This is a genomic window from Marinobacter sp. (assembly GCF_052091845.1).
Taxonomy (GTDB): Bacteria; Pseudomonadota; Gammaproteobacteria; order Pseudomonadales; family Oleiphilaceae; genus Marinobacter.
Map to the genome: position 1 here is coordinate 76,520 of NZ_JBQDCO010000001.1, position 14,413 is coordinate 90,932.

Annotated in this window: 11 protein-coding genes; 10 read left to right on the forward strand and 1 reads right to left on the reverse strand. The window is 53.9% G+C overall.

Annotation, left to right across the window (positions count from 1 at the left end; translation table 11 throughout):
• Window positions 1-74 precede the first annotated feature (74 nt).
• The 8 genes from ACTHYN_RS00365 to pdxJ all read left to right on the forward strand — a co-directional run bounded on the left by ACTHYN_RS00365 (window position 75) and on the right by pdxJ (window position 8,999).
• Window positions 75-2,804: a bifunctional diguanylate cyclase/phosphodiesterase gene (locus tag ACTHYN_RS00365; protein WP_441810499.1), complete on the forward strand. Its 2,730-nt coding sequence runs from the start codon at window positions 75-77 to the stop codon at window positions 2,802-2,804.
• 99 nt (window positions 2,805-2,903) lie between these two features.
• Window positions 2,904-4,706 carry a translation elongation factor 4 gene (lepA, locus tag ACTHYN_RS00370; RefSeq protein ID WP_441810500.1) on the forward strand — a complete coding sequence of 601 codons (1,803 nt, stop codon included), beginning with the start codon at window positions 2,904-2,906 and terminating at the stop codon, window positions 4,704-4,706.
• A gap of 11 nt (window positions 4,707-4,717) precedes the next feature.
• Window positions 4,718-5,497 (forward strand): signal peptidase I, encoded by a 780-nt coding sequence (gene lepB, locus ACTHYN_RS00375; RefSeq protein WP_441810501.1) that lies wholly within the window; start codon window positions 4,718-4,720, stop codon window positions 5,495-5,497.
• A gap of 27 nt (window positions 5,498-5,524) precedes the next feature.
• Entirely contained in the window at window positions 5,525-5,914 is a 390-nt protein-coding gene (locus ACTHYN_RS00380) for a DUF4845 domain-containing protein (protein ID WP_441810502.1), read from the forward strand.
• The gene (gene rnc / locus ACTHYN_RS00385; protein ID WP_441810503.1) at window positions 5,911-6,600 is read left to right on the forward strand and encodes a ribonuclease III; all 690 of its coding nucleotides are present in this window, start codon (window positions 5,911-5,913) and stop codon (window positions 6,598-6,600) included. Before ACTHYN_RS00380 ends, rnc begins: the two co-directional genes overlap by 4 nt.
• Entirely contained in the window at window positions 6,600-7,517 is a 918-nt protein-coding gene (era, locus tag ACTHYN_RS00390; RefSeq protein WP_441810504.1) for a GTPase Era, read from the forward strand. Before rnc ends, era begins: the two co-directional genes overlap by 1 nt.
• 20 nt (window positions 7,518-7,537) lie before the next feature.
• Window positions 7,538-8,269: a DNA repair protein RecO gene (gene recO / locus ACTHYN_RS00395; RefSeq protein ID WP_441810505.1), complete on the forward strand. Its 732-nt coding sequence runs from the start codon at window positions 7,538-7,540 to the stop codon at window positions 8,267-8,269.
• Window positions 8,259-8,999: a pyridoxine 5'-phosphate synthase gene (gene pdxJ / locus ACTHYN_RS00400; RefSeq protein WP_441810506.1), complete on the forward strand. Its 741-nt coding sequence runs from the start codon at window positions 8,259-8,261 to the stop codon at window positions 8,997-8,999. The genes recO and pdxJ overlap by 11 nt, the downstream gene beginning before the upstream one ends.
• A 21-nt stretch (window positions 9,000-9,020) precedes the next feature.
• Here pdxJ and ACTHYN_RS00405 read toward each other — a convergent pair whose 3' ends face one another.
• Window positions 9,021-11,897 carry an ATP-binding protein gene (locus ACTHYN_RS00405; RefSeq protein WP_441810507.1) on the reverse strand — a complete coding sequence of 959 codons (2,877 nt, stop codon included), beginning with the start codon at window positions 11,895-11,897 and terminating at the stop codon, window positions 9,021-9,023.
• A 222-nt stretch (window positions 11,898-12,119) separates the two neighbouring features.
• On the opposite strand from ACTHYN_RS00405, the gene cysM reads away from it, so the two are divergent.
• Entirely contained in the window at window positions 12,120-13,013 is an 894-nt protein-coding gene (gene cysM, locus ACTHYN_RS00410) for a cysteine synthase CysM (RefSeq protein WP_441810508.1), read from the forward strand.
• A 26-nt stretch (window positions 13,014-13,039) separates the two neighbouring features.
• Complete coding sequence (gene rlmD, locus ACTHYN_RS00415; protein WP_441810509.1) at window positions 13,040-14,389, forward strand: 23S rRNA (uracil(1939)-C(5))-methyltransferase RlmD; 1,350 nt, start codon at window positions 13,040-13,042, stop codon at window positions 14,387-14,389.
• The last annotated feature ends 24 nt before the right edge of the window (window positions 14,390-14,413 follow it).

Genomic DNA, 14,413 nt, shown 5'->3' on the forward strand with positions numbered 1-14,413 from the left:
ACAGGTCTGGAGGCTTTTGCTATAGTGCTCGCCGTCAAAAACAGGTACGGCCACGGAATGGACCAGATTAGCTGATGAATAGAAAAGACCTCCCCCTCCTGCAGCTTTTAAAGCCTCACAATGCCTGGGTCGCCTGGCTGCTTCTGGTCCTGGCAATTGCCATAACCCTTTTATTCTGGCAGTTTTCAATTCTGTTGGTGGAGGACCGCACCGAAGCCAGATTTCGGACGCAGTCGCTGCAATTAAAAACCGCTATTGAAGAGCGTTTGCTCAACTATGAACAAGTGCTTGCAGGCAGTGCTGGCCTTTTTTCAGTCGCGGGTGATGTGTCCCGTGAGCAGTGGAGCGAGTATGTTCACAAGGTTGACATCAATCGTTATTACCCGGGCATTCAGGGCATAGGGTATGTTGAACGCATTGGCGTGCGGGAAATGGCCGACCATATTGCATCGGTGCGCGCAGAGGGTGTTCACAAGTATCTGGTAAAGCCACTGGGAGTGGGACCGTTTTACTACCCAATGGTATATCTGGAGCCCGGAACGGAAAGGAACCGTAAAGCATTAGGCTATGATGCCTTCAGCGACCCGGTCCACCGCAAAGCCATGGAGCGGTCTCGGGATGATGCCATTCCGACGGTAACCGCAAAAGTGGTTCTGGTGCAGGAGGAGCTGGCGGAAGGGCAGGCAAGTTTTCTGATGTATTATCCGGTGTATCAGGGTGGAGAGGTGCCGGATGTGCAAGCTGAGCGTCGCAGGCTGCTGGCAGGTTATGTGTTCAGTGCGTTCCGTATGAATAACCTGCTTGATGGCATCGTGGGGCTGATCTCGCCCTTTCTTGATGTTCGTATCTACGACAACGGAGTGGTTTCTCGCGAAAACCTGATGTATGGCTCAAACCTTGGCTCGTTGGATAACGAGTTCAGTTTTGATATGAGCCAAACCGTAAGCCATGGTGGGCGGGACTGGTTGCTGCAAACCCGCTCGACGCCTGCCTTTGATTATCTCGCCTCAGATCCGCGCCCATCCATTGTGCTTGGCAGCGGTGTGGCGATAAGCCTGCTGCTTTTTATGGTAGCGCTGGTATTGATTCGCTCGCGTCTGCTGGCCCAGATCAGCGAAGGCCGTTACCGCGCTATTACCGAAGGGGCGGCCAACGTAACGCTGGTTATGAATGAAGCGGGTGTGCCGCTCTACTCCAGCCCGTCAAGCTTCGACATTCTCGGGTTTGATCCGGGAGAGGTGCAGGGGCTTGCCCTGGAAAATCTGGTTCACGAAGACGACTGGCCCTTGCTAAGACAAGGTTTTGACGACGCGATTCAGGCCCCGGGCCAGCAGATGCCGGTTATCCGGGCGCGCATTCGCGACGCTGCGGACAACTGGCGTGACATGGAAGGCACCTATACGGACATGTTAACGGTGCCCGGCGTGAACGGGGTAGTGTTAAGCCTGCGCGATTTGACCCAGCTGAAAGCGGCACAGGCCGAGCTGCACCGCTTGGCATTTTATGATCCGCTTACAGGGCTTGCTAACCGCCAGCTGTTTCGTGATCGCCTTAACAATGTAGTGAGTCGGAGTCGCAGAAGCGGAGAGCCTGCCGCCTTGATGTTCCTGGATCTTGATGGCTTCAAGCGCATTAACGACACCCTTGGCCATGATGCTGGCGATGAACTTTTGCGGCAAGTGGCGCAATGGATTGAGGGCTGTGTGCGTGAAGAAGATTCCGTGGCCAGGCTTGGCGGTGATGAGTTTGTGGTTCTGCTGTCGCAAGTGAGTGGCACAGATGCCGCTGCCAAGGTTGCAGAGGCCATTCTGCGCCGGCTGTGTCAGCGGGTTCGGCTGAACGATCATGAAGTGGGCATTACCGTAAGTATTGGTATCACCATGATTCTTCACGATAGTGAGGACCCGGGCGCACTGATGAAATTTGCCGATCTGGCTATGTACCGGGCAAAAGAAATGGGCCGCAACACCTACCAGTTCTTTACGCCAGCCATGAATATCAAAGCGGCACGCCGGCTGCTGCAACAGGAAGAGCTGGCGGCTGCTCTGGATGGTGAGCGTTTTGTTCTTCATTATCAGCCCAAGGTCGATTTGGTCAGTGAGCGGGTGATTGGTGTGGAGGCTTTCCTGCGTTGGCACCACCCGGAAAAGGGTCTGGTCTCGGCGCAGCAGTTTATCGGCCTGGCAGAAGAAACCGGGCTGATTGTGCGTTTGGGTGAAATGGCGCTGCGCCAGGCGTGTATTCAGGTGCAAGCATTGGAGCGCGCTGGATTTGAAGATCTGAAAATGGCCGTTAATCTGTCAGTCAGGCAAGTTACCGATACCCATTTCCTTGATATGATTAGACAGGTGATTACCGAAACGGGTGTTTCCCCTGAGAAGTTGGAACTGGAAATGCCGGTGGAGTTGTTGAATGAAGACGCGCGCATGTTGCGTGAGCTTTTGATATCGCTTAATGATCTTGGGGTTTGTCTGATTCTGGACGATTTTGGCGCTGGTGCCTGCTCTCTAGTGGCGTTGCAGCAGCTCCCTCTGGATGTGATAAAAATTGATCACCGTTTTATACGCGACATTCCGTACAATGTCAGCGCGACCGATGTGGCCTCCGCAGTTATTGCGCTGGCACGGAAATTACACCTTACCGTTGTGGCAGAAGGTGTAGAAACACCACAGCAATTGAGCTTCTTGAAATCCGCCGGGTGTACACAGTGTCAGGGTAATCTGTTTAGTTACCCGCTGGATGAAGATGCGTTGATTGGTTTCCTGGTTCGGCAGTATGAAAGGCCGCTTATTTCCGGATCATAGCAATGGCGGCCGGTAAACGGTAAAATCACGCCGGCCCCGGATCCTGACAGTGATCTCTCCGGGCTCAATCCTTTGTCTTTTTATGAGTATTCATTGTCTGTGACTGAACTGAGCCGAATCCGTAACTTCTCCATCATCGCCCATATTGACCACGGCAAATCTACCATTGCAGACCGTTTTATCCAGGTTTGCGGGGGATTGACTCAGCGGGAAATGGCCGCTCAGGTGCTTGATTCTATGGATTTGGAGCGAGAACGGGGCATAACCATTAAAGCCCAAAGCGTTACGCTGAATTATAAAGCCCGGGATGGTCACGAATATAAGCTTAATTTCATTGATACACCGGGCCACGTGGATTTCTCCTATGAGGTGTCCCGATCCTTGTATGCCTGTGAAGGCGCGCTTTTGGTTGTGGATGCCGGCCAGGGCGTTGAAGCCCAGTCGGTTGCGAACTGCTACACCGCCATTGAACAGGGGCTGGAGGTTGTTCCGGTTCTGAACAAGATGGATCTGCCCCAGGCGGAGCCAGAACGCGTGGCGTCTGAAATAGAAGATATCATCGGCATTGATGCTTCAGACGCAGTGCGATGCTCGGCCAAGAGCGGCATGGGTGTTGAGGATGTTCTGGAAGATCTTATTGCGAAAATTCCAGCGCCCCAGGGGGATCGTGCAGCTCCATTGCAGGCGCTGATAATCGATTCCTGGTTCGATAATTATCTGGGTGTTGTGTCCCTTGTCCGGGTTACCCAGGGCGTTATGAAAAAAGGTGACAAGGTTGTTATAAAATCCACGGGCAAAGCGTGGAACGCGGATAAGGTAGGGATTTTCAACCCGAAACCCCATGACACCAACATATTGGAAGCGGGTGATGTGGGGTTCATTGTGGCCGGCATTAAAGATATTCACGGGGCACCGGTGGGCGACACGATTGTGCACCAGAAATTCGCCGAAGAGACGCCGATGTTGCCGGGGTTCAAGAAAATTCAGCCGCAAGTGTATGCGGGGCTGTTCCCGGTAAGTGCAGACGATTACAACGATTTCCGCGACGCGTTGGAAAAACTTACCCTCAATGACGCCTCCCTGTTTTACGAGCCTGAGAGCTCCGATGCGCTCGGCTTCGGCTTTCGCTGTGGCTTCCTGGGCATGTTGCACATGGAGATTATCCAGGAGCGGCTGGAGCGTGAGTACGATATTGATCTGATTACCACTGCGCCCACGGTTATATATGAAGTGCTGAATCGTCAGGGTGAGACCTTGTCAGTAGACAGCCCCTCAAAGTTGCCGGATATTGGCTCAATCGAGGAAATGCGTGAGCCTATCGTAGAAGCAAACATTCTGGTGCCCCAGGAGCATTTGGGTGGCGTAATCGCCCTGTGCGAAGAGAAGCGCGGTGTTCAGAAGCACATGCACTTTACGACAAACCAGGTGCAGTTAACCTATGAATTGCCCATGGCTGAAGTGGTTCTGGATTTCTTTGATCGAATCAAATCCGCAAGTCGGGGGTTCGCGTCGCTGGATTACCACTTTGTGCGTTTTCAGCCGGCCAACCTTGTGCGCCTGGATGTGCTCATAAACGGCGAGCGAGTTGATGCACTGGCGCTAATCGTTCACAAGGATCAGTCCCACTACAAGGGGCGTCAGCTTATCGAGAAAATGAAAGAGCTGATCCCCAGGCAAATGTTTGATATTGCAATCCAGGCCACCATTGGCAGTCAGGTTGTCTCCCGCGTGACCGTTAAAGCGTTGCGCAAGAACGTGACCGCGAAGTGCTACGGAGGCGATGTCAGCCGGAAGAAAAAGCTGCTTCAGAAGCAGAAGGAAGGCAAAAAACGTATGAAGCAGCTTGGCAATGTTGAAGTGCCTCAGGAAGCGTTCCTTGCCGTATTGAAAGTTGATAATTAAAAGGCACCTTGATGGATATTGATTTTCCACTGGTTTTGGTGGTTTTGACCTTCGCGTCAGGGCTGATCTGGCTGGCAGATATAGTGTTTTTGCGCCCGCGTCGTCTCGCAGCATCTCCGGTGGACGGTGGGGAGGAAAGTGACGAGCCCAAAGAGCCATACCTGGTTGATCTCAGTCGTTCGTTTTTTCCGGTTCTGTTGGTGGTGCTGGTTCTCAGATCGTTTCTTGTGGAGCCGTTCCAGATTCCCTCTGGCTCCATGTTGCCAACGTTAGAAGTCGGTGACTTTATTCTGGTGAACAAGTACGCCTATGGCCTGCGTCTGCCGGTGGTTGGTACCAAGGTGCTTGATGTCGGGGATCCGGAGCGGGGCGATGTTATGGTCTTTCGCTACCCCGAAGATCGCAAGACTAACTACATAAAGCGTGTGATAGGCCTCCCCGGCGATACGGTGCGATACAATGACAAGCAGTTGTTTATTAACGACAAGCTGGTCGAAAGTGAGTTTGTTGTACGCCTGCCGCCGGTGGAGGTGCGCCGGGAGAGCCTGGGTGGGGTTGAGCATGATATTCTCCTCACCATGGGGCGTTCTGGTGCAGCCGGAGAGGGTGAATGGACGCTCCCGGAAGGCGAGTATTTCATGATGGGTGACAACCGTGATAACAGTAACGATAGCCGGTATTGGGGCACGGTTCCGGACGAACTGATCGTGGGTAAAGCCTTTGCAATCTGGATGCACTGGGAATCTTTCACCAGTTTGCCTTCGTTCAAGCGTGTTGGCGGCATTGAGTAATTCTGACTATATTGGGGTTCAGTGGTAATGAAAAAAAATAACCTCTCCACAATGGGGAGTCAGGGTGGTGCGTCTGCGCTTGTTGTCCTGATTATGGTGCTGTTTTTTGGTGGTTTGCTCACCCTGGTGATCAAGGTTGGGCCTGCGTACCTGGATGACCTGACGATTCAGGAGGCCATTGAAAGCCTGGATGGTACGGATGGGTTGTCACAAATGGGGCCGGCCCGGGTTCGCACACTGATCAATAAGCGATTGAGCGTTAATAATGTTCGCGGCTTTAATGCCAAGGATATTTCGGTTGAGAAAGACGGCGATCTTGTGGTGGTCAATGTAGACTACGAAGTTCGTAACAATTTCATGCGCAACCTGGATACCGTGGTTCACTTTCAGCACCGATACGAGATGAAGGGCCAGTGAGTTCGCAACCGGATCTGGATCAATTACAGCGGCGCATTGGGTATCAATTCAAGTCGCCAGAGCGCCTGATGTTGGCGCTTACCCATCGCAGTTATGGTAACCAGAACAATGAGCGCCTGGAGTTTCTGGGTGACTCCATCGTAAACATGGTTATTGGAGAGTATCTGTTCCTGAGTTTTGATAAGGCACGGGAGGGGCATCTGAGCCGCTTGCGAGCGCGAATGGTGAAGGGTGTTACTCTGGCCGAGATTGGTCGGGAGTTCGAGTTGGGAAGCTATATGCGGCTGGGCTCTGGCGAGCTGAAAAGCGGTGGTTTTCGCCGTGAGTCCATTCTTGCCGATGCGGTAGAGTCTGTTATTGGCGCTATTTACCTCGACAGTGATTTTTACACCTGTAGAGAGCAGGTGTTGCGCTGGTTCGAGCACCGGTTAACACAGCTTGATCTTCAGGATACCCAAAAAGACCCGAAAACCCGTTTGCAAGAGTATCTGCAGTCACGGCAGTTTCCATTGCCCAGGTACGATGTTATTTCGGTGGATGGAGAGGCGCATAGCCAAACATTTCATGTGTCCTGTTTACTGTCATCGCTGGATCGCAAAACCAGTGGCGTAGGCAGTAGCCGCCGCGTAGCGGAGCAGGAGGCTGCCCGCAGCGCGCTGAAACAACTCGGCGTGGAGACTCCCTGATGAATGATATTACTCGCCCTGAGAATCCCGACAGCCGTTGCGGCTTTGTCGCGATTGTCGGGCGCCCTAATGTGGGCAAATCGACGCTACTGAACCATATTCTTGGGCAGAAGCTGAGCATTACTTCCCGTAAGCCTCAAACCACACGCCACCAGGTTCTGGGCATCAAAACCATGAATCTGGTGCAGGCAATTTATGTGGATACGCCAGGCATGCATGAGGAAGAGCCCAGGGCTCTGAACCGGTATATGAACAAGGCAGCCACCTCGGCGCTTGTCGATGTGGACGTTGTGGTATTTGTGGTGGATCAGCTTGCCTGGACAACCGCAGATGAGCTGGTTCTGGAAAAGCTGAGCAGTCTCAAGTGCCCGGTCATTCTGGCGGTGAACAAGGTAGACCGGATTGAAAAACGGGAAAAACTGTTGCCGCACCTCGACATGCTTTCCAAAAAGCGGGATTTTGCAGAAATGATCCCCATGTCGGCGCTGAAAGAGAATAACCTGGAGCCACTGGAGGCGGCGGTGGCCCGCTTCCTGCCTGAGAGCATACATTTTTACCCGGACGACCAGATAACTGATCGAAGCGAGCGCTTCATGGCCTCGGAAATCGTTCGCGAGAAGATCACCCGTCAGCTCGGTGATGAGTTGCCATACTCTGTGGCTGTAGAAATTGAAGAGTTTAAACGCGACGGCAAAACACTGCATATATCTGCTTTGGTTCTTGTGGAGCGAGAAGGGCAGAAAAAAATCATAATCGGCGATAAGGGCGAGCGTATGCGGCGCATTGGCCAGGAAGCCCGGATCGATATGGAGCGACTGTTCGATAGCAAAATCATGCTGCGGCTCTGGGTGAAGGTAAAACGTGGCTGGGCAGACAGCGAGCGCGCACTGAAAAGCCTGGGTATGCACGACCGCTGAGGCCTGCCCCCTGAGGCACTATGAGAAAAGGAGCACAGGAGCAAGAGCCTGCCTATGTGATTCACCGTCGGCCTTGGCGGGAGACCAGTCTCCTGGTGGATCTGTTCTCCCTGAATCACGGTCGCATAACCGTGATTGCCCGCGGTGCCAATGCTAGTAAAAGTGCGCTCAAGGCACAGTTGCAGCCCTTTCAGCCGCTGCTGCTGGGTTGGGCAGGGCGTGGCGACCTGAAGACCCTGACTCAGGTAGATGTACGCGACGGCCCCGCGCTGCGCCGCACCGTGTCTCTGTACAGTGGCTTGTATCTGAATGAGCTGGTACAGCGGGTACTACCGCAAGCAGATCCTCATCCCACACTCTTTGCCGCTTATATTGAAACCCTTGGTTTGCTTGCCCAAACGTCGGATGTAGAGCCGGTGCTGCGGAAATTCGAGCAGGCGTTTGCAGCGGCCCTGGGCTACGATTTCGCCTGGGGCCTGGCGATGGATACTGGCGAGACGGTCAGTGCCACCCAGGCTTATTGCTATAATCCGGAACAGGGTATTGTATCTTCGGTTGCTGCCGGGGTGCGATTGCGAAACCTGCCCGGAGACGCTCTGCTGGCCCTCGCCGCTGGCGATTTTGAAAGCGCCGCAAGTCGGCGTGTGGCAAAGCGGGTTATGCGCGTACTCACAGATTTTCTGTTGCAGGGGCGCCCACTAAACAGTCGCAGTCTTTTCACTCACCAAAGGGGAGAACGCCATGAATCCTAGAGTATTGCTCGGCATCAATATTGACCACATTGCCACGCTACGTGAGGCCCGGGGAACGCGCTATCCCGATCCGGTACAGGCGGCTATGGTGGCGGAGGAAGCCGGGGCAGACGGCATTACGGTTCACCCCCGGGAAGACCGGCGTCATATCCAGGATCGTGATGTATTGTTGCTCAAGGATGTGCTGCAAACAAAAATGAATCTGGAGATGGCGGTGACCGACGGCATGTTGAAGTTTGCCGAAAAGGTTCAGCCTGAATGTGTGTGTCTGGTTCCGGAAAAGCGGGAAGAACTAACCACGGAAGGCGGGCTTGATGTTGTAGGCCAGGAGCAGCGTGTGGCGAGAGCCTGTGAGCGTCTTGCCAGATCAGGCGCGGAAGTTTCGCTGTTTATCGATCCGGATCCGGCACAGATTGATGCCGCAGCACGCTGTGGCGCCCCGGTAATTGAGTTGCATACGGGGGAATACGCCGAGGCTGTGGGTGCCGTAGCGGTAGACGCTGCGCTTGGCACGCTGATCGACGCTGTGGCCTACGCCCGTAAAAAAGGGCTGATTGTGAATGCCGGCCATGGCTTGAACTATCACAATACGGAGCGCATTGCGGCAATTTCGGGTATCAATGAGCTCAACATTGGCCACGCTGTGATTGCCAGAGCCGTGTTTTGTGGCTTAAAAGAGGCAGTCCGGGATATGGCTGCTATTCTTGATCGGGCTCGTGGCCGAGCCTGATCCACTCCGGCGAGGGCGTCATCAGTGGGTGTTGGTCTGCTGGTGGTGCTGCCGGAACATCCGCTGCCAATCGGTCTGATCACTCCATATCTGCAGTCTCTCAATGGCCGAGGCCAGCTGTTTTTTTTGTAGCTCTATGTCGGGTTCCGAGCATTTGAGTGCTGTTTCCAGCCGACTGGCAGCAGTTCTCAGTTCCGGAACCCCACAGTAGCGGGTCGCACCATGCAGTTTATGCACGCATTCCAGCAGGCCGTCCAGATCGTTCTCGTTCCATAGTCGCTCAATAGTATTAAAATCTGGCGAGAGCTGCTCCAGCAGCATGCTGAATAATTCTTCTGCTAAATCTGTTTTGCCTGCAGCCAACTGAATGCTCTGCTCTACGCTCACGCAGTCACGCTGCATTTTGCGAGTGGAGGGACGCAGGGCACGCCTGGTATCCCGGATTTCGGGCAAAGGGATTCGGCCAGCCTCGCCGACGCTCTGGCATTGGTAGCCGGTACACTCAAGTATGGTGTTGGCCAGTTGTCCGGCACTGATAGGCTTGGGCAGATAACCATCAAACCCTTGCTGAGCCAGACGATCCTGCTCATCAGCTAAGGCGTGTGCGGTGAGTGCGATGATGGCTGTTCTGTGATTGTTGCCATCCATTTCGCGAAGCCGGATTGTGGTCTCCACCCCGTCCATTCCCGGCATTTGAAGATCCATAAACACCAGGTCAAATGATTTTTGCCGAGCTTTGCTGAGAGCTTCAAAGCCGCTTGAAGCGCCTTCCGCATCTATCTGGTAATCCTGCAGTAGTGTCATGACCAGTTTCAGGTTGGCCTCGTTGTCGTCCACGGCCAGCACTCGCGGCGCATTGACAGATGAGGGCAGGTGCGCGTTATGGTTCTGGCGCTGAATACCTTGTCCAGCGGTGTGAATGCCGTGCACTAATAGCAGCAGTTCGTCATAAAGGGCCTGGCGGCATACCGGTTTGGTCAGGTGGCCACTGGCCAGGCCTGATAGTGGCGTGTCTTGAATTTCCAGAGTGGGCGTAAGCAGCAGTGTGCGGCAATCACGCTCAATTTCCAGAGTTCGCACCAGCTCGCAGTATTGGCTTGAATTAAGGAGATGGCGGGTAATTCCGATAATGGCTGCGGCATAGCCTGACTGGCTCTTTTGTGCTTCCTCAATGAGTTCTTGCATGGCGCCAGGTGAGGCAGCGCGGTCTACTGTCATGCCCCAGTCACGCAGGAGATGCTCCACGGCAAGGCCGCAGGTTTTCTGGTGTTCTAAATAAATGACTCGCTCGCCCCGCAGTGCGTCTCTGGGTGCGACTGCCTCTCCGCTGGAGGACAGTTCCGGTGTTAGGGTAAACCAGAATGTAGAGCCTTTGCCCAGTTCGCTTTGCAAACCAATTTTGCCCCCCATTTCTTCTACCAGGCGCTTGGATATAGCCAGGCCGAGGCCCGTGCCACCATACTGTCGCGCCGTTGAGGCATCTGCCTGGCTGAAGGCATTAAACAGAGACTGCTGTTGTGCCCGGGAGAGCCCTACGCCGGAATCGGTAATGCTCAGGCGCAGGGTGGCCTTGTTGTTCTCTGAGTCTTCGTCTTCAAGACCTACACGCAGTACTACCTCGCCGGTTTGGGTAAACTTGATGGCATTGTTAACCAGGTTGGTAATGACCTGTTTGACCCGCAGGGGGTCGCCCATGATGCTATCCGGGGCATCGTTGTACACCAGTGGCACAAGGTCGAGGTTTTTGCTGTGCGCAGCCGGGGCCAGCATGACCATCACTTCTTCCACGATATCCCTGAGCTGGAAGGGCACCCGGTCCAGGATGAGCTTGCCGGCTTCGATCTTCGAGAAGTCCAGAATATCGTTAATGATGGTGAGCAGAATTTCTGAAGACTTGCGAATGGTGCTCAGGTGGTCTCTCTGTTGACGAGGCAAAGGGCTTTTTAACAGCAACTCGGTAAACCCGATAATCCCGTTGAGGGGCGTTCGTATCTCGTGGGACATGTTAGCCAGAAATTCAGATTTGATGCGGCTGGCCTCTAGCGCCTCCTTGCGTGCAAAATCCAGCTCTATGTTCTGGATTTCGATGGTCTCTAAAGTCTCTCGCAAGTCTTCCGTTGCCTGATCAATATTTTGCTGCATTTCTGCCTGGGCTTTGCTCAATTCTTCAGCCATGGCGTTGAGGCCGGATTCAAGCTGTTCGAACTCCGGGCCGGCACCTGTGTGAATACGCGTATCAAGCTTGCCTTCCTTGAGCTTTGCCACAGCCTCGTTCAACTCAAACACCGGCCCGGTGAAGGCTCGGCTTAACCGGAGTGCAACCAGAAGGCTGAACATAACCCCGCCAATGACCAACAACAAAGAGATCAGCAGTGCCTTGTATGTTTCTTTCTCAGTGCGAGTATGGGACATCTCAATGGCTACCCAGCCTAAAGGCTGACGTTGCTGCAAGGCAGACTGCCGGGTGTCCGGGTCCGTCATGGACTGGATCATCAGATCCTGAAGGAAAACCGGTGTTACAAAACGGGTGCTGGTTGTTTTGGAAATGCGGCTGGCTTGCTCGTTAGCCAGATTTTTGCTGTCAAAACTATCGGAACTGCCTGGACCAGTGTGCAGTAAACGCTCTCGATTGCTATCGAAGAAAGTAATCGAACGCACATCCTGCTCTTCAAGCAGGGCGTTGGAGAGGCTGCTTAACAGGCTGCGATTTGCAGTAAATAAACCGTACTCTGAGCCAGCAGAAAGCTGACGGGAAAGTGATTCGCCGCGATCCTTCAGCAGGCTTTCAATATTGTTAACCCAGCTGTAGGTGAAGAATAGCCCCAGCATCAGGGTGGTGAGAAGGGTGGGAATCAGAGTTACCACCAGCACTTTTTTCCGAATGCCCCAACGTCGCATACGAGATTCCTGAAAATAACTTAACGCCGCCTTTTAATGCGGGCTACGTCCTTGTGATTTTAAGTGGCCAGGACACGGTTGGTTTGAGTATCCGTGACGGCCAAATCGATAAGCACACTATTCATATAGCCGTCAGTCATGGTTTTAGCGAGAAGCTGTATTGGGCGACCGGGGCCATAAGGCGTATCATGCCAACCCAAAAGTGTACCACAGGGTTCTCATATGCATTTTCCCACGATTGAAGATTATGTCGGGCATACGCCTCTGGTTCGATTGCAGCGCCTGCCGGGCGATACCAGCAATATCATTCTGGCCAAGCTTGAAGGCAATAACCCCGCCGGCTCAGTAAAGGATCGGCCCGCCATGGGAATGATCCAGGAAGCCGAGCAGCGCGGTGAAATAAAACCGGGCGATACGCTGATTGAGGCCACCAGCGGCAATACCGGTATTGCGCTGGCTATGGCTGCGGCTATTAAGGGGTACCGTATGGTGCTCATTATGCCGGCTAACATGAGTGAAGAGCGTCGGGCATCCATGAAGGCCTATGGTGCAGAGATTATTACGGTCAGTAGCGAGGAGGGCATGGAAGTCGCCCGGGATATGGCGCTGCAGATGGATGCCGAAGGCAAGGGCAAGGTGCTTGATCAGTTCAGCAATCAAGACAACCCACTATCGCACTACCGTACCACAGGCCCGGAAATCTGGGAGCAGACAGCAGGGCGGGTCACCCATTTTGTCAGCTCTATGGGCACAACCGGGACCATAATGGGCGTTTCCCGGTACCTGAAAGAGCGTAACCCTGATATCAGCATTATCGGCCTTCAACCTCAAGAGGGCGCCTCTATTCCTGGTATTCGTCGCTGGCCTGACGCCTACCTTCCCAGTATATACGATGCAGCCCGTGTGGATGAGGTGATCGATATCGGCCAGCAAGAAGCAGAGGACACGATGCGAGCTCTGGCAGAACAGGAAGGATTATTCTGTGGCGTATCGTCTGGCGGCTCTATTGCTGCCGCGCTTCGGTTATCAGAACATGTTGAAAACGCCATTATTGTGGCGATTATTTGTGATCGCGGCGACCGCTATTTATCGACCGGTGTATTCTCCGGCGCCTAAACCTGACGACAGCAAGAGAACAGACTATGAGCAGACGACGCAGGAAGTCACTTCCTACGGAACCCGTGCGCTGTGATGTGGAAGCCCTGAGCCATGATGGCCGTGGCATAGCTCGTCAGGACGGCAAAGTCCGGTTCGTGGATGGCGCCTTGCCGGGTGAACAGGTTATGGCCAAAGTGGTGTCCAGCCGAAGCAAGTTTGACGAATTGCGAACGCTTGAGGTGCTGGAGCCGGCACCTGACCGGCAAACGCCTCCCTGTGAGTTTGCCGACCTGTGCGGAGGCTGCAGCCTTCAGCATATGAGCAGCGATGCGCAGATTCGCTTCAAGGAAAATACCCTGCGTGAACAGTTTGCGCATTTCGGCGGCATAGAACCGGAAGAGTGGATTGCTCCTTTGCGCCCACAAAGCACGCTGGGGTACCGTCGCAAGGCACGCATGGGAGTGCGCTATGTCAGAGCACGAGAATCGGTGCTGGTAGGGTTTCGGGAGAAACGCAACAGTTTTCTTACAGATATAGATCGTTGCGTTGTGCTGGATCCGCGTATTGGTGAGCGCATTGTTCCGCTGCGGGAACTGTTGCACAGCATGGATGCCTACACTCGCATTCCGCAAGTGGAAGTGGCCTGTGGCGACGACGCAGCCGCGATGGTTTTTCGCAATATGGATGATCTGAGCAGTGGCGACAGGGAAAAGTTGGTTGGCTTTGGCCAGGCTCACGATTTGCACATTTATCTGCAGCCCAAAGGGCCGAACACAGTTCATCGTATCTGGCCGGAATCTGCGGGTCGGGATGATGAGCGCCTGAGCTATCGGCTGAATGCGTTCGATTTAACCATGAAGTTTCATCCCATGGATTTTACCCAGGTCAATGCAGACATTAACAAGACTATGGTAAATAGAGCTGTGGAGTGGCTGGATGTGCAGCCAGGCGAACGAGTTCTGGATCTGTTCTGCGGCTTAGGTAATTTTACTCTGCCGCTGGCGCGCAAGGGCGGCCAGGTCGTTGGCGTGGAGGGCGACGATGCCATGGTGGTTCGAGGTCGTGAAAATGCGGAACTGAACGGGCTCGAAAATGTGGCATTTCACGGCGCCGATTTGCACGGCGATTTCACCAGCCAGAGCTGGGCGCAAGAAGGCTTCGATAAAATTCTTATCGATCCACCACGCTCGGGTGCCGAAGATATTTGTAAATACCTGACCGCGTTTGGTGCCCGGCGTATTGTGTATGTCTCCTGCAACCCGGCCACTCTTGCCCGGGATGCAGGTGTAATGGCCCGCAATGGATACCGCCTGGTACGTGCAGGTGTGATGGATATGTTCCCTCATACCACGCATGTGGAGTCTATCGCGCTGTTTGAGCGGAGCTCACACTGACTGCTGTGCGTAGCAAAGGATCGC

Coding starts and splice junctions, on each gene's coding strand:
- ACTHYN_RS00365 (WP_441810499.1), top strand. CDS start 75: ATGAATAGAAAAGACCTCCCCCTCCTGCAGCTTTTAAAGCCTCACAAT.
- ACTHYN_RS00380 (WP_441810502.1), top strand. CDS start 5,525: ATGAAAAAAAATAACCTCTCCACAATGGGGAGTCAGGGTGGTGCGTCT.
- pdxJ (WP_441810506.1), top strand. CDS start 8,259: ATGAATCCTAGAGTATTGCTCGGCATCAATATTGACCACATTGCCACG.
- ACTHYN_RS00405 (WP_441810507.1), bottom strand. CDS start 11,897: ATGCGACGTTGGGGCATTCGGAAAAAAGTGCTGGTGGTAACTCTGATT.
- recO (WP_441810505.1), top strand. CDS start 7,538: ATGAGAAAAGGAGCACAGGAGCAAGAGCCTGCCTATGTGATTCACCGT.
- cysM (WP_441810508.1), top strand. CDS start 12,120: ATGCATTTTCCCACGATTGAAGATTATGTCGGGCATACGCCTCTGGTT.
- lepB (WP_441810501.1), top strand. CDS start 4,718: ATGGATATTGATTTTCCACTGGTTTTGGTGGTTTTGACCTTCGCGTCA.
- rlmD (WP_441810509.1), top strand. CDS start 13,040: ATGAGCAGACGACGCAGGAAGTCACTTCCTACGGAACCCGTGCGCTGT.
- era (WP_441810504.1), top strand. CDS start 6,600: ATGAATGATATTACTCGCCCTGAGAATCCCGACAGCCGTTGCGGCTTT.